This window comes from Corallococcus terminator (assembly GCF_049194865.1).
Lineage (GTDB): Bacteria > Myxococcota > Myxococcia > Myxococcales > Myxococcaceae > Myxococcus > Myxococcus terminator_A.
In genome coordinates, this window is the sequence record NZ_JBLZWL010000043.1 from 91,123 (window position 1) to 110,056 (window position 18,934).

Consider the following 18,934-nt stretch of genomic DNA (forward strand, 5'->3'; position numbering starts at 1 on the left):
CTCCCAAGCACGGCCTCCAGCGAGGGGGCGCAGGAAGCCTGGTACTCGCAGCGAGTCATCCCGCTCCGAGGCTCTGACTCGACTTTCGCCCTTTTGGGCCGGGAGGCCCAAGCAGGGGGGCGAGGGGAGAAGGGGCTGAGGGTAGGAGAAGAGCGGCCATCGAGGCCAGCTGAGAGAGGTGTCCGGCAAGACACGCCTCCACCAGCACCTTCGAGGTCTCCCGATGGCCGCCTCCCATTTGTATGCACTGTTGCGAGTCTTGCAGCTGGTTCGGCCCGCCTTCACCGAGCCCTCGTTCCTGCGCTTCCTGGTGCTGTTCGCCGGCTGGGTGTGCAGTGGCGGCACGCACGCGGTCACCGAGGCGCTGGTGGCCGCGGGTGTCTCGGGCGTGCAGCACCACGCGGCCTTCCATCGCTTCTTCTCCCGGGCTCGCTGGAGTGCGGACGAAGTGGGCCGACTCCTGCTGCTGAAGCTTTCGGCCCTGGGGCCCCTGCGACTGGTGCTCGACGACACCCTGTGCAGCCACAAAGGGCCGAAGGTGTTCGGGCTGGGCAGCCACCTGGATGCGGTGCACTCCACCCGAGGTGTGCACGTCTTCTGCTTCGGCCACGTCTGGGTGACGCTGGCGGTGCTGGTGCAGGTGCCCTTCGCTTCGCGCCCCTGGGCGCTGCCCATCCTCTTTCGGCTCTACCGCACCCAGGCCGAGTGCCAGAAGAAAGGCATTGCGCACCGCAAGAAGACGCAGCTGGGCCGAGAGCTGGTGGAGCGTGTCCTCAGCTGGCTGCCCACGGCTCCCGTGGAGCTTGCCGCAGACGAGGCCTACTCGTGCAGCACCGTGCTCAAGCAGTTGCCGCAACGGCTCGTCTTCGTCGGCGCCATGCGCCCAGACGCAGTGCTGACTCGCCCGCGCACTCACCGGTGCCGCTCGCCGAAGACGGGCCGGTGGCTGACACGCGACGTGACGGTCCCCAAGCCCCAGGCCCTCGCCCGGGATGCCGCGCTCCCCTGGCAGCGGCTGACGGCCTTTCTCTACGGCCAGTCGCAGCAGGTGGACTGCAAGGAGGTGGTGGCCCGCTGGAAGAGTGCTGCCGGTGAGCGGATGCTCAAGGTCGTCGTCGTGCGGATGACGGGCGGCAGCCGCCCCCTGCGCGTCTTCTTCTGCACCGACGCCTCCCTCACGGCCCTCCAAGTAGTGGAACGGTATGCCTTCCGGTGGAGCATCGAAGTGCTTTTCCGAGACTTGAAACAGCTGCTTGGCTTCGCCGACTCGCGTGCCCGCCGCCGCCTGGCCGTGCTGCGCACCGCTCCCTTCGCGGGCTTGAGTTACACCCTGCTCGTCCTCTGGTACCTGGAGCTGGCCGCCAGCTGGCAGCAACTGAAGTTGCCTATGCGACCCTGGTACACCACCAAGGCCACTGTCAGCTTCGCGGATGTCCTGCGATTGGCTCAAGCTACCCTGGCCCGTGCCCGCTGGCACTCGCCGCGTCGACTTCGCGCCAACTTACGCGCCGCCTCCCGCGCCACGCTGCCCCAGGGGCGCGCCGCGTAGACCGCAGCGCTCGCCCCTTCGCCACAAAAGAGCGAAAGTCGAGTCTGACGCCGAGCCCGTGGATCTGGACAAGGACGACTTCACCCGGGCCGTCTCGCGGCTGGCCCGGGAAGTGCGCCCCGGACGGGTTTCGCCCGAGGCTGTCCGACAGCTCCTCGAGCGCGCACCGGGCTCTGAGACGGCGAGCGCCGTGGGCGGCGGACGTGTCTATCGGCTGGCTTCGTTAGAGGTGCGCCCAGAGACGGCAGCGGAGGCGGAGCTGAAGCGGGAGTACCTGCGCTGGTGTCAGCGCGCGCAGGGTGGCGGGGACTGCCTGCGCTTGCTGGTGGACGGGCCCGTGCTTGGCAGCGAAGACCGGTACGCGGTGGCGCTCGCGCTCGCGATGGGCTCGGTGCTGGAGGAGACGCGGCACTCTCTCCGGGACATGGCGGACCCCGCGGCGGTGCTGTCGCTCGTGTTGTGGTCCGCCACGTTCTACTTCGTGCTTTGGGCATTGCCCGAGCCGATTTCAAAGGGCGTGGGGGCGGTGCTCACGGTGGGCCTGCTAGCGTGGCTGGGAGTCGACACCGTCTGGGGGTTGATGCAGGGCTGGACTCGGCTGATGGAGGACGCGGGCCGGGCCACCACCTTCGGGGAACTGGAGGACGCCGGGGAGACCTACGGCAAGGTGATGGGCGAGAACACCGCGCGGGTGCTGGTGATGCTCGTCACGGCGGCCGTCGGCGTTGGCACGGGGAAGCTCTCGAAGAAGATGCCCGCGCTGCCGGGCTACGCCCAGGCCGCCGCACAGGCAGAGGCCCAGGGAGGCGCGAGGCTCGCGACGCTGGCCGAAGTGGAGTCGGTGGCGGCGACCTCCGAGGGCACCTTCTCCATCCTGGCGCGAAGGCCCGGCGCTCAAGCCTCGTTGCCTCCCGCGACGACGGGCTCACCGGTGCGCGTCCTCGTCCAACACCAGGGCGGCAATCAGCAGGTGGTCATCAACGGCCAGCGCTGGCATGTGCCGGCCGGCAATCCCACCAGCGCCATTCCCAAGAGCGACCCTGTCGGCGACCAGCTTCAGGCCGCCGCACTGCGGCTCGCCCAACGCTGGGGGCCTAATGACCTCTCGCCGCAGGAAAGAGCAGCCATTCGACAGGCCCTTGCGAACGGAGCGCACTGGTTGGCACGTCTCCTCGAGCGACAGGCCCGAGGACGGTTCGTGGAGAACCAGTTGAAAGCCCAATTCCGTCAACTGCGCTGGAGCAACCGAGGCGTCGACGCGATTGATCCTTCCACGGGCTACAGGTACGAGATTCTCTCGGGAACGGACTCCAACCTCGCGCTCCACGGGCAGCGGATGGCGGGCTTCTTCTTCCGGATGATTGGCTTCTAACCAACGAGAGCACGGATGGCACAGCTCAACATCGAGGACAGGGTGATAGAGAACGAGCGGCTTGTCCTCGGTCGCGAGGACATTGCCTTCCTCGGCCCGAACCTGACCCTCCGCGGCTGCACCTTGACGATAAAGGTCACGAGCCGGAACCTGATTCTCATCCAGCCTCGGCTCATCGACTGCGTCATCGAGGTCAAGCAGGAGCTCAAGAACCTCCGCTGGTGCAGGACGTTCCTGAAGGGCTGTCGCTTCACCGGCACGATGAGCGGGAACGAATTCGGCCGCTGGCCCTTCGACGAGGAGTCGGAGAAGGCACAGGGAGGCATCGAGGACTGCGACTTCTCCGGAGCGCGTCTCGACGCCTGCGGCTTCGTCGACTGTGACATCGACACACTGAAGCTCCCGTCCTGGCCCTGCTTCACCTTCCTGGACCCCACCCGCAGACGACAGGAGCTGCTCGCCGCGCCCTGGCCCGGCACCAGCCGCATCACCGTGGAGGCCATGCTGGAGTCACCTCCGGAAACCGTGGCCGTAACCTACTCAGCGCCCGCTGTCGCCAAGCGTAACGGCACCACCGAGGAGGCGCTCCGCGCCGTCCTGCAAACACTCGATGGTGTGAGGCTCTGACACGCCCCCATTTCAAGGGGCCTCATCCATCCATCCGGAGACGAGCACCCGGAAGGCTCTGGCCGAGCTGGGCTTTCATCGCCTCCGTGGCTTCGAAGTCTCCGACGATGACCACTCGCGCGCGCTGGCAGCGAGCCCTGGACGAAGCACGACGAGCCTTCACGCGAAGCTCGCGAAGGACTTCACCAGGAGGGCGCCGCGACGACGCCCTCCTGAAGTGCCCGACCGCGGCTAGTACTTCACCGTGCCGTTGGGCAGCATCACCGTCGTGTTGGACCCTTGTGGCGCCACCAGGGTGCGCGGCATGTCCAGCACGAGCACCGCGCGGCCACGCACGGACAAGTCCCTCACGCGCGCCTCGAACGTCACCGGCGCCACCCGCGCGTCCAGCTGCGACGCCTGCGCGCCATTCCGGGCGAAGTCACCCAGCGCGTTGAAGTGCACGGTGATTTGGACCTTCTCCACACCGAGCGGCACGGTGAAGCGCGCGGCCAGCGGCGCGTGGTTCGGCGTCGCCAGCTCCAGCATGTTGGACATCACCTGCACGGGCACGGGCTTGCCCTCGGCGGTGATGAGCACGTCGGAGACGGGCACCTTCAGCGAGGTGTAGTCCGTCACGCCCTCGCCCCGCAGCCGCAGCTCGAAGTTCTGAGTGGACGGCGTGCCGGGACCCTGACCGCCAGGAGTGGGACCGGGGCCCTCACCCCCCGGAGTCGGGCCGGGGTCTTCACCACCAGGGGCGGGCGTCTCCACACCCGGGTCTTCGTCACCGGGGAGCGGGGCGGGGTCATCACCACCGCAGGCGGCGAGCGCGAGAGCCGAGGCCCCCAGGGTGGACAGCAGGAACTTCTTCATGACGTGGCTCCTCGAAAGCTCTTCAGTGAATCGATGTCTGGAAGGTGAATGGGACGGGCTCAGGGCAGGCAGATGAGGCCCGTGGGAATGGTGAAGTCGACGGCGAGCGCCTGGGCGGCCGCGGGCGTCGCGGGCCCCGGGTCGAAGGTCGGGGGGAACGGCGCCGAGTCACAGGAGTTGTTGTACGTGTCCAGCTGCGTGGTGAGGTTCTCGAGCGTGGTGCAGTTGACGGAACCCAGCGCGCTCAGCACGAGCGCCAGCAGGTTGGGCGGAACGGTGATGCCGCCGAACAGGCGCTGGTTGCAGGTGGCGACCAGCGTCTGTCGCGAGGACAGGAAGCGGACGCGGTCCAGCTGGCTGCGCGGCAGCCCGGTGATGGGGTACTTCGCGGGGTCACCCCAGAGGATGCCCTCCGCGCCCGGCAGCGTGGCGGCGACGCCGATGCTGCCCAGCGGAATGGGGCCGCCAGCCAGACACTGCTGCATCGCGACGAGGTGGCTCTTGTAGAAGCCCAGCGTGCGCGTCGCGTTGGAGCACGCGTCCGGCAGCGGCTCCTGGCAGGTGATGCGCGCGGTGCACAGCGAGGAGCCCAGGTCGAACCCCGCGGTGAACACGTTGTCGATGTGGTCATCCGCCAGCCCGTCGAGCAGCGACAGCGCGCGGCAGTCGTCATAGCTGTTGATGGTCAGCGCGAAGGTGGACGTCACCGACTGGCCTACCGGAATCACCACCGGCGGCGGCGGGATGAAGGAGAAGCCCTCCAGCACCAGCAGCGGATCCGCGGCGGACAGCAGGACGGACGGCAACGTCGGGTGGACGTTGTTGACCTGGAAGCTGAAGTTCGCGGTGAAGGGATACGACGTGACCTCCACGGAGGACTGCCCGTTCACCAGCTTCGAGCACGTCAAATCATGTGCTTCCGCCACACCGGACAGCCCCACCGCGGCGGCACAAGCCGCCCCCATCCAACCGCTCAACGCTTTCATTACTTGTTCCGCCTTGCGTCGTCTCGAGCCCGTATGGCTCGCGTCGGGGAGAGCCGTTTTCACCGGATGTGCCACGCTCAGGACCTGCCAGGTCGCATCCGCCGCGACGAACCCACCTCCCCCGAGGCGGAGCGGACAGGACGTCGGGGCCCCTTGCGTGGAACCCGCGTTCCCTCCGGTGGGAACGGCGCTTCCCACTCCAAACGACGGTTTCTGCTCCTCGTAGGAAAAACCAGGGAGCAGGCAGGCACGGAAGTGAGGCCTCGCGTTCCCAAGGTGGGCACTGGCCCGCACTTCGTGAGCGAGCACCACCTCACACAAGGCATCTACGAAGACCTTCGTTGACATCTACGAAGCCATTCGTATGATGAGTTCGTGGATGTTGGACGCGAGGAAGCCATGAGCGAGTCGAAGCTGCCGCGCCCCACGGATGGCGAGCTGGCCATCCTGAGGGTGCTGTGGGAGCGCGGTGACAGCACGGTGCGAGAGGTGCACGAGGCGCTTCATCGGCGAGAGCCGGCGGAGGCCACGGGCTACACGACGGTGCTGAAGCTGATGCAAATCATGACGGACAAGGGCCTGGTGGAGCGCGACGAGTCCCAGCGCGCGCACGTGTACCGGGCCCAGGCGACGGAGCAGCGCACGCAGCGGCAGCTGGTGACGGACCTGGTGGAGCGCGCCTTCGGCGGCTCTCCGGCGCGGCTGGCCATGCAGGCGTTGTCCTCGCGCAAGACGAGCCCGGAGGAGCTGGCCCAGTTGCGCCAGCTGCTCGATTCCATGGAAGGAGCGGACGAATGAGCAGCCTGGTGATGGAGTCGCTGGGATGGGCGCTGGTGCACTCGCTCTGGCAGGGCACGCTGGTGGCGCTGGGGTTGGCGGTGGCGCTGGTGACGGTGGGACGCCGAGCGGCCAACGCGCGGTATGCGCTGGCCTGTGGCGCGCTGGTGCTGGCCGTGGTGCTGCCCGCGGCCACCGGGTGGCGACACGCGACGCAGGCGCGCGCCACGCGTCAGGCCGAGCACGCCGCGGCCACTCGGGCCGTGCATGAGGAGCCGCTCCTCGCCGCGAGGGCTCGGGCACCCCGCGCCGTCGTCTCCTCCGAGCGCGAGCTCACGCGGGCCACGACGTCCGACTGGACGCGGATGGAGCCGGCGAGCGTGCTGACGCGACTGGTGGAGCGGGCTCGCGAGTCGCTGGACAGCCTGCTGCGGTGGGTGGTGCTCGCGTGGGTTGCGGGCGTGGGGCTCAGCTCCGGACGGCTGACGGCGGAGTGGGTGCAGCTGCGCCAGCTCGCGCGCCGTGCCCTGCCCGCGCCGCGCGAGTGGCAGGAGCGGCTGGACACGCTGTCGCGGCGCCTGGGCCTGTCGCGCGCGGTGCGGCTGCTCCAGTCGACAGAGGTGGACGTGCCCTCGACGGTGGGCTGGCTGTCTCCGGTGGTGCTGCTGCCGGTGTCCACGCTCTCCGGACTCCCCACGCGCCAGTTGGAGATGGTGCTGGCGCACGAGCTGGCCCACATCCGCCGGCATGACTTCGCGGTGAACCTGGCGCAGGTGGTGGTGGAGACGCTCTTCTTCTACCACCCGGCCGTGCGGTGGATGTCCAACGTCATCCGCGTGGAGCGCGAGCACTGCTGCGACGACGTGGCGGTGAGCGCCAGCGGCAACTCCGTCTCCTACGCCCGGGCCCTCACCGCGCTGGAGGCCCTGCGGGTGCTGCCCTTGGAGCCAAGCCACGCAATGTCCGCCCTGGGGGGCTCGCTGCCCGAGCGCGTGCGCCGCCTGGTCTCCCCTCCCGCGCCGCGCTGCTCCTCCCGCTGGGTCGCCGGAGCGTCGGTGCTCACGCTCGTCAGCAGCCTCGCGGTGGCCGCGCCCCTGACGTCGCTGGTGCTGGGCCAGGTCCCCACGTCCGACACATCGACCAAGGTGCGGCCGGGTGTCGCGAGCGCCGCCGTCCCCGCGCCGCCGGAGCCTCCCGATGCGGCCGCGCCTCCCGCGCCGCCGAGCGCGCCCCGCTTCTCCGTGGCGCCGAATCCCACGGTCGACGTCAAGGTGAACGTCCCCGTGAAGCTGGCCGCCGCGCCCCAGGTGAAGGTGTCCCCGGGCCGTGACGACAATGACAAGGACGAGGACGAGCGCACGCGGGTGGGCGCCGGACAGCCGCTCTCCGTCGACCAGCTGGTGGCGCTGAAGACAGCGGGCGTCACGCCGGAGCGGGTGCGGGAGCTGGAGTCGATGGGCTACGAGCCCACCGTCGCCAACCTGGTGGAGATGGGCCACATGGGCATCACCTCCGAGTACATGAAGAAGATGACCGCGAGCTTCGGCCGCAAGCTGGACGCCGACACGCTGGTGGAGCTGCGCGCCCTGGGTATCACGCCGGAGTACGTCGCCACGCTCAAGGACTCGGGCTTCGACACGACGAACCCGGACGACGTGGTGGAGGCGCGCGCGGTGGGCGTGGACCCGGAGTACGTGCGCGGACTGAAGGCCGCGGGCTACTCCGGCATGTCGCTGGAGGACCTCACCGAGCTGCGCGCGCTGGGCGTCACCCCGGAGTACATCGGCGCCCTGGGCAAGTTCGGCCTGCCCAAGCTCTCCCCGGATGACCTCCAGGAGCTGCGCGGGGTGGGTGTCACCCCCTCGTGGCTGGAGCAGATGCGCGCGGCCGGCGTGGAGACGAAGGACCCGGACGAGCTGACCGAGCTGCGCGCGCTGGGCGTCACCCCGGAGTTCCTGCGCGAGCTGAACGCCGCGGGCCTGAAGAACCTCTCCGCCGATGAGCTGGTGCGCCTGCGCTCCGGCGGAGTGGACGCCGAGTTCATCCGGCGGCTGCGCGACTCCAAGTAATACCGCGACACCGCCGTACCGTTACACCGCGACACCTGTCACCGAGTGGCCCGGGGAGCAACGCTCGCTCCCCGGCCCCGTGACACCTCTCCCCTCTCACGCCCTTCCCACGGACGCGTCCTCACCGGCGCGCGCCGGACGGGAGGGGTCCATCCAGAACCGAAGGAGCCCCGCCATGCGTCGCCTGCCGTCGCTGTTGACCTGCTGTGTCCTGTTGTTGGTGGCCACCACCGCCTCCGCCGCGAACGAGCTGCGCGGCACCTGGACGTCCACCGCCCGCGAGAAGTCGTCTCCCGACAGCTTCCACATCAACCTCATCCACCCCGACAAGGAAGACGGCGGCCAGGGGCAGATGGGCTTCACCGAGCCCCGCGCCTCCTTCCAGGGCTTGTCCACCTCGGACGGCCCGGCCACCTTCACCCTCTCCCGCGAGGCCGGCGTCTTCTCCTTCACCGGCACCTTCCAGGGCGGTGACGGCGCGGGCCACTACCGCTTCGCGCCGAGCGATGCCTACGCGAAGGCCATGGCCGCGCTCGGCTACGCGAACCTCACAAGCTACGAACAGTTCCAGTTCGCGGCGACCAACGTCACCACCCAGCGGGTGAAGGACCTGGCGGCCCTCGGCTACAAGAACATCCCGCGCGAGCAACTGCTCACGGTGGGCATCTTCGACGTGTCCCCCGAGTACGTCCGCGAGCTGGCGAAGCTGGGCTACGAGAAGCTGTCCATCGAGCAGCTGGTGCAGGGCCGCATCCACGGCGTCACGCCCCAGCGCGTGAAGGACCTGGCCGTCTCGGGCTTCCCCAAGCTGTCCTGGGAGGACCTGCTCGCCATGTCCATCCACGGCGTCACCCCGGAGTACATCCGCGAGGTGAACGCCATGGGCTACCGCGGCCTGAACGCGGAGAAGATCGTCGCCTTCCGCATCCACGGCATCACCACCGAGTTCGCCAAGGAGATGCGCGGCCTGGGCTTCAAGGACCTGGACGCCGACGAGCTGGTCGCCATGCGCATCCACGGCGTCACCACGCCCTTCGTGAAGGAGATGCGAGAGCTGGGCTTCAAGGAAATCACGCAGGAAGAGCTGGTCTCCTTCCGCATCCACGGCGTGACGTCCGACTTCGTGAAGAAGCTGCGCGACGCGGGCTACAAGAACATCACGCCGGAAGAGCTGGTGCGCCTGCGCATCCATGGAATCGACGAGAAGTTCATGCGTTCCATGTCGCGTGGCGGCAAGGACGGCACGGGCGGCAAGTAGCACTCCAGGGCATTCAGGAAACTCCGTCCACACACGTTCTTCACGAGGGAGCCCGGTGTCCCCGCTTCGCGGGGCACGAGGGAATGGGACATGTCATTCGGGGTCAGAGGGGCCATCGCGCTCGCGGTGTCGCTGTGGAGTCTGGCGGCGGGCGCGGCGGTGGAGGGGCCGGGGAAGGCGCAGTTCCTCCAGGCGGCGCGGGCTACGGGCTCGCTCCAGGTGGACGGGAAGCTGGACGAGGACGACTGGGCGCGCGCGCCCGTGTTCGACGGCTTCGTGGAGCGCTATCCGGCGGCGGGCCGGGCACCGTCGGAGAAGACGGAGCTGCGAGTCCTCTACGACGCGGACATGCTGTACGTGGGCGTGGTGGCGCGCGACTCGGAGCCGTCGCGCATCGACCGGCGGCTGGGGCGGCGGGACAGCGCGCCGTACTCGGACACCATCCACGTCCTCATCGACCCGACGCATGACCACCGCACCGCGTACAGCTTCTCCGTCACCGCCGGCGGCGTGCAGAGCGACGGGCTGTTCTACGACGACCGCTACTACACGGAGGACTGGAGCGGCATCTGGGCCGGGGCCTCGGGCGACGTGGCGGACGGCTGGGTGGCGGAGTTCGCCATCCCCCTCTCGCTGCTGCGCTTCCCGGAGGCGCCGGTGCAGACGTGGGGCTTCTCGGTGCGTCGCGACATCGCGCGCAAGAACGAGGAGCTGGAGTCGGTGGACAACCCGCGCAACCACAACGCCAACGTGTCGCGGCTGGGCCACCTGACGGGCATGGAGAACCTCCAACCTCGCGGGCGGTGGGAGCTGATGCCGTACCTGGCGGCGCGAGGCCTGGCGCGGCCCCAGTTCTCGGACGCGTCACGGCCGGCGCCGCGGCTGCTCAGCCCGTCCATGGACGTGGGCCTGGACGTGCGCGCCGCGCTCACCAGCCAGCTGTCGCTGGCGGCGACGTTCAATCCGGACTTCGGCGAGGTGGAGGCGGATGAGCTGCTGCTCAACCTGAGCACCTTCGAGGCGTACTTCCCGGAGCGGCGCCCCTTCTTCACGCAGGGCATGGAGCTGTTCCAGCCGGTGGGCATGGGCGTGGGTGACGCGCCGCTGGCGCTCTTCTACTCGCGGCGCATCGGCCTGGACACGCCGCTGCTCGGCGCGGCGAAGGTGACGGGCTCGGTGGGCGGCGTGCAGGTGGGCGTGCTGGACGCGCTCGTCACCGGCCCCTGGCAGGCGCGCGACGAGGCGAGCCCGGACCGGAGCCTGCGCTTCGACTGGCGCAGGCCGCTGCACCTGGGCGCGGGGCTGGAGCTGCCGGACGAGCCCTCCGCGACGACGCACTACCTGGTGGCGGTGGCACGCGGGAAGGTGGGCGCGGGCTCGCGCGTGGGCGGCGCGGTGGCCATGGCCAACCCGCTGTCGGGCACCTGCACCGCCGAGGACGCGGCCCTGGAAGGTGCCCTGCAGCCGGCGTCGTGTCGGGGACGCGGCGGGCTCACTGGGGCGCTCGACTTCGACCTGAAGACGGCGGACAGCACCTGGGGCGTGTACGGGATGATGGTGGCGTCACGCGTGGACGGCGGCCCACCGGAGCGCGTGCTCGCGGACGGCACGCTGCTGCGAGGCGGGGACTCGGGCGTGGGCGGCTACCTGCGCGCGGGCCGCTTCGGTGGCGAGGGCCTGCGTCCAGAGGTCGGCGTGGATGTCGCCACGCCGAAGCTGTCGCTGGTGGCCACGGGCTTCCAGCGCTCGCAGAACGAGGTGGCCCCCCGAGCCTCGCTGCGCTACGCGCGGCCCAATGGCCTGGGGCCGTTCAAGGCGCTGTTCGCCAATGCCCACGTCGGCGGAAAGTGGACGGCGGAAGAGCGGAGCGAGCACCGGGTCACCTGGTTCAACCTCTACGCGAGCGCCACCCTGCCCAGCTTCGACACGGTGAGCGTGGAGACGGGCTTGGACCTCAACAGCTACGACGTGCGGGAGCTGGCGAGGACGGGAATCCCCCTGGAGCGGCCGGACCGGACGTTCGTGAGCCTCAGCGGCGAGACGAACCCCAACCGCCCTGTCTCGGTGGAGGGGTACTTCTCGCTGGGCCACCGCTTCCAGGGCGGACCGAGCGCTCCGGCCTGGGACTGGGGCGGGGAAGTCACTCTGTCCGCGAGGCCGCACCCGTCGCTCCAGACGGAGCTCTCCGTGAGCAACGACAAGACGGACCATGGGCCGCGCTACGTGGAGACGCGGGACGACGGCGGCTTCCTGCTGGGCGCGTTGGACTCGCGCTACCTGTCGCTCACGCTGCGCCAGCAGTGGGTGCTGACGCCCCGGCTCACCTTGCAGGGCTACGCGCAGCTCTTCACCGCGCACGGCACCTACGGCCCCTTCTTCACGGCGACGTCCGACGCGCGGCGGTCGCGCATCCGGCTCGACTCGCTGACCGCCGTCGCGCACGAGGACGACAGCAGCTTCTACGACACCGCGCTGAACGTGAATGTCGTCGCGCGGTGGGAGTATCAGCTCGGCTCCACGCTCTTCGTCGTCTACTCGCGCTCGCAACAGGGCCTGCCGGAGCCGGAGGGAGAGCGGCCCTTCGCGAGCTTGCGTCCACGACGCCTGCTGACGGGGGCCGCCAACGACGCGGTGATGCTCAAGTGGAGCTACTACTGGGGCACGTGAGGTGACAGTGAGTCAGTCGTGTCAGCGCGAAGGGAAGTCACGCGAGCCCTGGGAGCAGCGCGGGTGGGCGTAGCCTGGAGACGAGCCTTCGGGCAGCATTGACGCCACGGTGTGGCGACCTTGCGCCCGCCTCGCTCCAGGTGGGTGTGCGCGTGAGCAACCTCAGTGCGAACGAGATGAACACGGCGCTGGCGCAGCGACTGTTGGCCATCTTCGAGCGAAGCCGGGACCGGAAGTACGCGGCGGCCAAGGAGGCGAAGAAGAAGAAGCCGAAGCCCGCGGAGGAGTCCGCGGACGACGCCGACCATATCGACGGCAACGCGCAGCCGCGTGGGGTGCTCGGCAAGGACAACCACTATGCGCAGAATGGCTCGGACTACATCGCGTCGTTGAACGGGCGTGGCGTGTACGGCGTGTTCGACCATTCGTACCTGGATGAAATCCGGGACCTGGTGCGTGAGACGGCGGAGTTCCCGGGAGGACCGCCTGAGAACTTCAACCCCAGGGCGAAGGACTCGGAGAAGAAGCCCGCGCTCCAGAAGTACCCGTACGCTTGGGAGGCCCACCACATCCTCCCGGGCTCGGCGTTCTATTACGAGCTGAAGAGCGGGCCCGTCTTCACGTACAAGCAACTCCGGCTGATTCTCCAGTCCGAGTACAACCTGAATCACGGCCACAACATCATCATGCTCCCGGACCAGTCGTGGGCGGTGCCCATCCACGCGCTCTTGCAACACCCGGGCGACCATCCCGAGTACACGCAGCAGGTGATGCGGGACATGAGGGTCATCGCCAAGGACCTTCAGGCGAAGATCGACGCCAACCAAGACCACAACCTGCTGGTGGTCGACATCTTCACCTACTTGAAGGACTTGGAGGACGACTACTGGAAGGTGCTCGTGAAGTTGAGCCGAGCCGTAGTGGCAGCCGTCACCCAAGGTAAAGAGTACATGCATCCCCTCGTGCGCTATGCCCCCAAGAGTTTGACGGCCCAGAGTCGCTACGAGTGGGGCGCGCTCTATTAGCAAAAGGAATCATTTCACATGAAATACTTCGTCTTCAAAATCATGGCGACAGAAGCCGGCTACATCGAGGAATACCCTCGTGGCAGTCCCACGGACTGGAAGTTCGACAAAGGAATCAGTCTCGCCAGGGAGTTCCCCATGGGTGGCGAGGTGTCTTTCTCAGACAATTATCCCGACCACCGGAATCTCTATGACTTCCAGCCCAACATGATGAGCGACCTCCTGGTTTCAGGACGGGCCCGCAAGCTCATCGAATCCATGGACGTCACCAACGCGGAGTGGCTCCCTGTCGTGGTCAAGGACCACCAGGGGAATGTCGTGGGCCCTGACTATGCCTTCCTCAACTTGCAGGGCTCCGAAGAGGCCATCGACATGGAGCGCGCTGATTACAGAATGAACGCCATCTCCAAGGACCAGATTGGTCGCATCAACAATCTTGTCCTCAAGCCTGGAACCATCGACCCTCAGGCCAAGATGTTTCGCTGCAAGGAGTTTCTCCGCCTCATCCTCATTCGAGAGGATGTCCACGCCGCCTTCGAGCAAGCAGGCTTGACTGGCTTCAAAGTCTACGAGGCCGAGGGTTGGGACGGCTTCGAACTCTGAGGAGAGGTAGGCCTCACGGCCCGGCGCACAGGCGGGAGATGGCGGAGCGCGCCGCGTTCACCGCGTCCTCGTGGGTGGCCAGCGAGACGCCGGGCCCCACCTGCCCATCGTCCGTCGCGGCGACCTCCCGCTCCGGGCGTGCCCGCACCCGGGCGATGCCAGCATAGGACTGCGCGAGCACGTCCAGGTCCGCGCCATAGCGCCGCACAGCCTCTCGCAGCGCGGCGTCACCGACCTGGAGGGCCTTCAGGCGCGAGGACAGCTCCTCGAGCTGGCTCGCATTCAAGGCCAGCGAGTGCGCGTCATGCTGGCTGTCCCGGAAGCCATCCGTCACGCGCAGCTCCTCCAGCACCAGCGCCTGCACGGAGGCACACGACTCCTCCCTGCGGTGCTGACACGCGGCGGCCAGGCTCAGGCAGCACAGTCCCCACGCCAGGGCACGGCGGCCGGACTTCGCGGCGCCGGGCGAACCACCGCGAGCTGGACGTGAGAGCGGGCGCACGCACCCACGCTCGGCGCGCCGTCCCCGGGAGTCAATTCGAGCCGGCAGGCGATGTCCCGGGGTGGAAAACCAGGAGCCTCGGAGACGGTGTTCCGGCGGGCCGCGCGGGGCGAATGCCGGGTTCTGGAAAGTCATCAGCACGGCCGTCTCAGAGGGACAGGGAAGCGGGGGCCCGCCGCCAGGGCTTGGGAGCGTTGGCTGTCGAACGACTCCGGCGGGCGAGTTCGTGCACGCGCGAAAGGCCATTCCCACTTTCGCCGCGGGTGGCGTGGAGGAGGAGGGTGCAATGGTTTCGCTTCGATTCGCCTGTCTCGGGCTGCTGCTGACACTGTCGGCGTGTGCCTCGTCGAACCCGGCCGTGGTGCGGGCCCCCCGCGAGGAGGCCCCCGCTGTCGCGAGCCTCTCCGAGGACGGGAGCACCTACGGCTATCGCGCGGAGGACCCGGTGCGCGTGGGCTGGGGCAACCCGGGCGTCATGGCCTTCTTCGAGCTGCTGCGCGGCCCCCAGGGCCAACGCGTGGCCTGGAAGCGGCTGGGGCCGTGCTGTGACACCGGCCCCGCGCCGTCACTCGAGTACGCGGGGCTGGAGGTGTTCGAGGTCGGCTACGAAGGCCTGACGGACCCGGTGCGCCTGTTCATCGACCCGAACCATGGGGCCGCCATCCGCGCGCCCCAGGGCTTCACCATCGAGGGCCTCACCGCGCGCGAGACGCCGACGACTCCGTCGGACGTCATCGAGCTGTAGCCGCTTCCGCTCACTCCAGCGACGGCGACTCGTCGTTGGGGATGAGCACCTTGCGCGCGAGCGACACCGGAAGGCCGAGCTGCAGGAAGCGGTCGTGGAAGTCCTTCAGGACGAACTTCTTCCCGCTCGCCTCCAGGTGCTTCCGGTAGTCCTCGCGCAGCTTCAGAATCTGCATGCGGCCCGCCGCGTAATACAGGTACGTGGGGTTGGACGTGCCGCGCTCCACCTCGCGCATCGCGGGGAAGGGCTCGAAGTACGCAATCTCCGCGTAGCGCTTCGCCACCACGTCCACCGGCTCGTTGTAGACGTGCAGCGCCAGCGCCGCGTACCACCGCGCGTGCCGCTGGAGCGCGCGCCGCAGCTGGCCCAGACGCACCGACGGGTCACCCTGGCCCAGGCCCTCGTCCACCATCATCTGCTCGGCGTAGTGGGCCCAGCCCTCCACCACGGAGGCCGGGGTGAAGACCTTGCGCACGTCGGTGGGAATCTTGGACCCGTAGAGCAGCTGGACGAAGTGGCCCGGCATGGCCTCGTGCACGGTGATGCCCAAGAGGCCCGCGCGGTTGAAGTACGTCAGGTGCTGGGACTTCTCCTCCGTGGACCACTCCGCCTCCACGTTGGTGATGTTGTAGTACGCCTCCTTCGCCTTGCTCTCGAAGGGGCCCGGCGTGTCCATGGACGCGAAGCCCAGCCGCTCGTACGGCGGCGTCTCGCGCACGGACGGCAGCGCGTCCGAGGGGAGGGTCAGGATGTCCTTCTCACGCACGAAGCGCTGCAGCTCCACCAGCTGGGTGCGCGCCAGGGGAATCAGCTCCTCGGGGTTCGGGTGGTCCTTCACCAGCGCCGCCATCACCTGCTCGGGCGTCTTCGTCGGGTCCACCTTCGCCGTCTCGCGCGCGACCCAGGCCTTGTACTCACGGATGGCGCGCTCGTTGATGTCGCGCAGCTGGTCCGCGTTCAGCGTGATGTGCTCCTCCAGCGCCAGCTTCTTCTCGAACAGCGCGCGGCCCAGGCGGAAGTCACCGTTCGCCTGGGGCAGCAGCTCCTCCTCCAGCCACTCCGTGAAGCCCTCCATCCGCCGCAGGGCGTCCGCGCGCGCGGCGTGGAAGGCCTCGCGCTCCGCGGGAGGCACCTGGTCCAGGCCCTGGGCCTCCAGCGCGCGCGGCAGGTCCACGCGCAGGTACACCTGCGTGCCGCGCGCGTCGCGGATGGCCTGCTCCGCCCACAGCCGGGGCACGCCCTTGAGGTTCGTCTTCGCCGCCTCCAGGACGTCTGGGATGCGCGCCATGCGCGAGCGCATGTCCCTCATCCGCTCGCCCAGCGGCGCGAAGTCGCGCGAGGACAAGGTGGACAGGCCACCGGAGACCAGGCCCACGTAGGCGCCGGGGTTCTTCTCCCAGACGCGCTCCTCCTCCAGCTCCAGCAGCTCCGCGCGGATGGCGTTCTGCAGCACCACGCCGTCGATGGCCTCGTCGCCGGAGAGCGCGGAGCAGTTCACCTGCTCCAGGCGCGTGAGCCAGCCGTGCAGCGCCTCCGCCTTGCGCTTCAGCGCCTCCTGCGAGACGTCCTGCAGGCGCGCGTCATGCGCATGGAAGCCCAGTCGCGTCGCGCGCACGGGGTTGGCCGCGGAGAACCAGTCCAGGTACTCGCGGATGAAGTGCGAATACGAGGCGGTGGCGGCGCGTGAGGGAGATGGCAAGGAGGAGGAGGACTCCGACCCGTCCTTCGAGCGCGACGCGCACGCGGAGAGACTGGCCAGCACGAGGACTGCGACACGAATGCGCATGAGGGCTCTCTTCAAGGATGACGGGCCGAAGTCTCGGCACTCGTGTGGGTAAGGGGTAGGCGGAAACAAGCGCGCTCGCAAGCCGCCGTCGTGCGCTCAACCCGTCGGGTCACCCCGGAGGTCCCCCTTGACGTGCGCTGATTCACCGTTGCGCGAACACCCGCGTGGGTCCGTCCTGAGTCGGACGCTCACGACGCGCGCACAACGCCTGCTTGCTCCCCCGTGACGACGTGGCACAGGCTTGCGGGACATGACTCCGCGCGCCTGTGTCCTGTGGTCCCTGGTCTGGCTGTCCAGTGCGTGTGCCTCGCGTGAACACCTCCCGAGCACACCGCCGCCCCCAGCGGAGTACGGAACTCCGCACCCCTTCCTCCTCCAGGCCACCGCGCCGGATGGCCGGTGGATGCTCGCGTGTCAGGCGCGCGAGGACACCAACCAGGATGGAACCCTGGAGGTCCAGGTGGGCACCCACGGCGAGCTTCGCGGTGACGAGGCGCGGCTGTATCTCTTCCTGAAGCCCGGAGCGGGCCTCGCCGTCGACGACATGCTCGCGGTGGACACCTCGGCACGACACCTGGTCGTGGTGCGCGAGGGCGCGCTGCGACTCCTCGACACCACCACGGGCCAGGAGCAAGTCCTCGCGCCCTGGACCGCGGACGACGTGGGCTCGAACTCGCCCCAGCCGCCCGTGCGCGCCAGCTTCTCGAAGGACGGCCAGCGCCTGCTCTATCTGCGGAGCGAGGCCGGCAAGAAGGTCGCGGTGCTGCGGGACGTCGCGGGAGGCCAGGAGCGCGTGCTGGACGCGGGCCCGGGGCTGCTGGGCCAGGCGATGCTGCATGAGAACGGACGCTGGGCCCAGTTCGACGTGGTGGCGAAGGACACCGACGAGGACGGCACGCTGACCTGGCCCCATCAACAGACGTCCCTCGCTCCAGCGCGGTGCCGAGGGCCCGTCAGCTCCAGCTCCCATGGCGAGTGGAAGGGAGACAGTCCCGTGCGCCGCTTCCTGCGCGTGGACGGCGGCACGCTCGTCGAGGGCAGGGACATCCTCCAGCCCCTGGGTGACGGCCTGCTTCGCACCACGCCAGAGGGCGTCATCGTCTACGAGGACGAGCACGCGAACCAGCAGCCCTGGGTGCCCGCACGCTGCCACCGGCCCCGCCTGTACGCCGTGGACGAGCCCCGTCGGCTGCTCGTCGTCGGCTGCAGGACGGCGGATCCGCTGGGGACGACGCTGGAGCTGCACGGCCCCGAGCTTCACCTGTCCCTGGAGCGCGAGGTGTCGCCCTACTCACCGGTGAAGCGGTTCAATGAACCGCGGCCTCGACTGCTGCCCACCTTCGTCCTGACCAGCAAGGACACCTCGCGCAGCTACGCCCTCGTCCTCCTGGACATGGAGCGCCACACATTGGTGCCTCCGCCCATTCCGGACAGCACCTGGGTGCATGCCTTGGGAGCCCATGCGCTGCTGAAGGAGCAACCCGCCCAGGACGGCGCGGAGCGTGGAAAGGCACGGCTGTGGCTGTGGAACGCGGACACCGGCGAGAAGCGCCTGGTCGGAGAGGAGCGCGCAGAGGCCCAGGCCAGGGCGAACGAGCGGCTGCTCACGATGGGCTGGCTGTTGGACCTGGGCACCGCCGAGGTCCTGGGCACCGTGGCCGGCGAGCCCCTGGCCGTCGACACGCGAGGCAGAGCCCTGCGCTACCCGCGGGAAGCCCCTCCACATGCCGACCTCGCGCACCGGAAGACCGTGCCCCTGGGCCCCGTGAAGTGGGAGCCCGCGGTGACGCCCTCCGTGAAACCCACGAGCCCACCTGGGAATACCCCTGTCGCTCCCCCTCCGAGCGGCCCCTGAGCTCCGCGCTTTTCCGGGGTTGCAGGCGAGCTGAAGGGTGAAAGCCCCTTCCCTCTCGCCTGCTCCGTGCGCACATCGAGCGTGTTGGGTGGCAGGAGGCGCCAAGAGGGCCGGCTGGCGCCTCCGTTTCTCGCCCTTGGGACGGCCGGACGACCCCGCTGCTCGGGGCGCCGTGCATTTCCACGACCCCGCCCCCGTCCTGGGATGCGATGAGGTCTTACGCCGCATGCAGTGGGTTCTTGCGCCTGACGCGTGCGG

14 protein-coding genes and 1 pseudogene are annotated in these 18,934 nt (G+C 68.9%); 11 read left to right on the top strand and 4 right to left on the bottom strand.

All coding sequences use genetic code 11. The features are described from left to right. Positions 1-223 precede the first annotated feature (223 nt). The 3 genes and pseudogenes from ACN469_RS15130 (at position 224) to ACN469_RS15140 (ending at position 3,548) form a co-directional block, all read left to right on the top strand. Positions 224-1,549 (top strand): IS701 family transposase, encoded by a 1,326-nt coding sequence (locus ACN469_RS15130; RefSeq protein ID WP_498763318.1) that lies wholly within the window; start codon positions 224-226, stop codon positions 1,547-1,549. 43 nt (positions 1,550-1,592) lie between these two features. Next, positions 1,593-2,921, top strand: a pseudogene (gene sitA5 / locus ACN469_RS15135) (SitA5 family polymorphic toxin); the annotation flags it as partial. A gap of 15 nt (positions 2,922-2,936) precedes the next feature. Then, positions 2,937-3,548 carry a hypothetical protein gene (locus ACN469_RS15140; protein ID WP_498768464.1) on the top strand — a complete coding sequence of 204 codons (612 nt, stop codon included), beginning with the start codon at positions 2,937-2,939 and terminating at the stop codon, positions 3,546-3,548. A gap of 231 nt (positions 3,549-3,779) precedes the next feature. Here the strand turns inward: ACN469_RS15140 and ACN469_RS15145 are convergent, their stop codons facing one another. Both ACN469_RS15145 and ACN469_RS15150 read right to left on the bottom strand, forming a co-directional pair. Further along, a complete protein-coding gene (locus tag ACN469_RS15145; RefSeq protein ID WP_498768466.1) occupies positions 3,780-4,403 on the bottom strand; it encodes a hypothetical protein in 624 nt (207 codons plus the stop codon). A gap of 59 nt (positions 4,404-4,462) precedes the next feature. Next, the gene (locus ACN469_RS15150; protein ID WP_498768468.1) at positions 4,463-5,389 is read right to left on the bottom strand and encodes a hypothetical protein; all 927 of its coding nucleotides are present in this window, start codon (positions 5,387-5,389) and stop codon (positions 4,463-4,465) included. A gap of 399 nt (positions 5,390-5,788) precedes the next feature. On the opposite strand from ACN469_RS15150, the gene ACN469_RS15155 reads away from it, so the two are divergent. The 6 genes from ACN469_RS15155 to ACN469_RS15180 all read left to right on the top strand — a co-directional run bounded on the left by ACN469_RS15155 (position 5,789) and on the right by ACN469_RS15180 (position 13,788). Next, on the top strand, positions 5,789-6,187 hold the full coding sequence (locus ACN469_RS15155) for a BlaI/MecI/CopY family transcriptional regulator (RefSeq protein WP_163867756.1): 399 nt from the start codon (positions 5,789-5,791) through the stop codon (positions 6,185-6,187). After that, a complete protein-coding gene (locus ACN469_RS15160; RefSeq protein ID WP_498768470.1) occupies positions 6,184-8,235 on the top strand; it encodes a M56 family metallopeptidase in 2,052 nt (683 codons plus the stop codon). Before ACN469_RS15155 ends, ACN469_RS15160 begins: the two co-directional genes overlap by 4 nt. Positions 8,236-8,410: 175 nt before the next feature. Continuing rightward, positions 8,411-9,493: a 4-hydroxy-3-methylbut-2-enyl diphosphate reductase gene (locus ACN469_RS15165; protein ID WP_498768472.1), complete on the top strand. Its 1,083-nt coding sequence runs from the start codon at positions 8,411-8,413 to the stop codon at positions 9,491-9,493. 90 nt (positions 9,494-9,583) lie between these two features. Continuing rightward, positions 9,584-12,160 carry a carbohydrate binding family 9 domain-containing protein gene (locus ACN469_RS15170; protein WP_498768474.1) on the top strand — a complete coding sequence of 859 codons (2,577 nt, stop codon included), beginning with the start codon at positions 9,584-9,586 and terminating at the stop codon, positions 12,158-12,160. A gap of 152 nt (positions 12,161-12,312) precedes the next feature. Continuing rightward, positions 12,313-13,185, top strand: a complete 873-nt coding sequence (locus tag ACN469_RS15175) for an AHH domain-containing protein (protein ID WP_498768476.1) — start codon at positions 12,313-12,315, stop codon at positions 13,183-13,185. Between the two features lie 18 nt (positions 13,186-13,203). Further along, complete coding sequence (locus ACN469_RS15180) at positions 13,204-13,788, top strand: imm11 family protein (RefSeq protein ID WP_498768478.1); 585 nt, start codon at positions 13,204-13,206, stop codon at positions 13,786-13,788. Between the two features lie 13 nt (positions 13,789-13,801). On the opposite strand, the gene ACN469_RS15185 is transcribed toward ACN469_RS15180, so the two are convergent. Then, positions 13,802-14,290: a hypothetical protein gene (locus tag ACN469_RS15185; protein ID WP_498768480.1), complete on the bottom strand. Its 489-nt coding sequence runs from the start codon at positions 14,288-14,290 to the stop codon at positions 13,802-13,804. Between the two features lie 286 nt (positions 14,291-14,576). On the opposite strand from ACN469_RS15185, the gene ACN469_RS15190 reads away from it, so the two are divergent. Further along, the gene (locus tag ACN469_RS15190) at positions 14,577-15,035 is read left to right on the top strand and encodes a fibril protein (RefSeq protein ID WP_498768482.1); all 459 of its coding nucleotides are present in this window, start codon (positions 14,577-14,579) and stop codon (positions 15,033-15,035) included. Positions 15,036-15,045: 10 nt separating this feature from the next. Here the strand turns inward: ACN469_RS15190 and ACN469_RS15195 are convergent, their stop codons facing one another. Then, positions 15,046-16,821, bottom strand: a complete 1,776-nt coding sequence (locus ACN469_RS15195; RefSeq protein ID WP_498768484.1) for a DUF885 domain-containing protein — start codon at positions 16,819-16,821, stop codon at positions 15,046-15,048. Between the two features lie 250 nt (positions 16,822-17,071). On the opposite strand from ACN469_RS15195, the gene ACN469_RS15200 reads away from it, so the two are divergent. Next, positions 17,072-18,676: a TolB-like translocation protein gene (locus ACN469_RS15200; protein WP_498768486.1), complete on the top strand. Its 1,605-nt coding sequence runs from the start codon at positions 17,072-17,074 to the stop codon at positions 18,674-18,676. Positions 18,677-18,934: the final 258 nt, after the last annotated feature.

What these genes read in the sequence shown, in the direction of transcription:
- ACN469_RS15170 (WP_498768474.1), top strand. Translation starts at nt 9,584, where the DNA reads ATGTCATTCGGGGTCAGAGGGGCCATCGCGCTCGCGGTGTCGCTGTGG.
- ACN469_RS15155 (WP_163867756.1), top strand. Translation starts at nt 5,789, where the DNA reads ATGAGCGAGTCGAAGCTGCCGCGCCCCACGGATGGCGAGCTGGCCATC.
- ACN469_RS15195 (WP_498768484.1), bottom strand. Translation starts at nt 16,821, where the DNA reads ATGCGCATTCGTGTCGCAGTCCTCGTGCTGGCCAGTCTCTCCGCGTGC.
- ACN469_RS15150 (WP_498768468.1), bottom strand. Translation starts at nt 5,389, where the DNA reads ATGAAAGCGTTGAGCGGTTGGATGGGGGCGGCTTGTGCCGCCGCGGTG.
- ACN469_RS15140 (WP_498768464.1), top strand. Translation starts at nt 2,937, where the DNA reads ATGGCACAGCTCAACATCGAGGACAGGGTGATAGAGAACGAGCGGCTT.
- ACN469_RS15190 (WP_498768482.1), top strand. Translation starts at nt 14,577, where the DNA reads ATGGTTTCGCTTCGATTCGCCTGTCTCGGGCTGCTGCTGACACTGTCG.
- ACN469_RS15160 (WP_498768470.1), top strand. Translation starts at nt 6,184, where the DNA reads ATGAGCAGCCTGGTGATGGAGTCGCTGGGATGGGCGCTGGTGCACTCG.
- ACN469_RS15200 (WP_498768486.1), top strand. Translation starts at nt 17,072, where the DNA reads ATGACTCCGCGCGCCTGTGTCCTGTGGTCCCTGGTCTGGCTGTCCAGT.
- ACN469_RS15130 (WP_498763318.1), top strand. Translation starts at nt 224, where the DNA reads ATGGCCGCCTCCCATTTGTATGCACTGTTGCGAGTCTTGCAGCTGGTT.
- ACN469_RS15165 (WP_498768472.1), top strand. Translation starts at nt 8,411, where the DNA reads ATGCGTCGCCTGCCGTCGCTGTTGACCTGCTGTGTCCTGTTGTTGGTG.
- ACN469_RS15145 (WP_498768466.1), bottom strand. Translation starts at nt 4,403, where the DNA reads ATGAAGAAGTTCCTGCTGTCCACCCTGGGGGCCTCGGCTCTCGCGCTC.
- ACN469_RS15180 (WP_498768478.1), top strand. Translation starts at nt 13,204, where the DNA reads ATGAAATACTTCGTCTTCAAAATCATGGCGACAGAAGCCGGCTACATC.